Here is a 391-nt window from a genome sequence, read left to right on the forward strand (position 1 = left end):
CTTTATCTCCATAGAGCCAGCCAATCAGGTTCTCAACCAAGTCAGGTACAGGTTTACGGTCATCGACATGACCGGGTGTCAAACAAAACGAGAGCAGCTCTCCCAGATGGTTGATGACCAAATGAAGCTTGAATCCGAACTTCCAGCCAGTTGATGTTTTACCTCGTTTAGCCATTCCCTGAAACACACGATGGCTATTTATCCGATGGTTATCACAAACAACGATAGGTGTTGAGTCTACAAATGAGAGACCTGTTTGCTCCCCAAGGCACTGGGTTTTGAGGAAAACAGTCAAAGGTATAAGGGCGGTACTCATAAGCTCCACGAATCGATTGTAAGAAACCAGATTTGGAAAGGCCGATCGATAGTGTGGCAAAACATGTTTGAGGTA

1 protein-coding gene is annotated in these 391 nt (G+C 45.3%); it reads right to left on the bottom strand.

All coding sequences use genetic code 11. The features are described from left to right. On the bottom strand, positions 1–391 hold a 391-nt coding region (locus tag E1189_RS00315; protein WP_456238834.1), incomplete at both ends, for a transposase.

The sequence above is a fragment of the Parendozoicomonas verongulae genome (assembly GCF_009711465.1).
In the GTDB taxonomy this organism is placed as follows: Bacteria; Pseudomonadota; Gammaproteobacteria; order Pseudomonadales; family Endozoicomonadaceae; genus Sansalvadorimonas; species Sansalvadorimonas verongulae.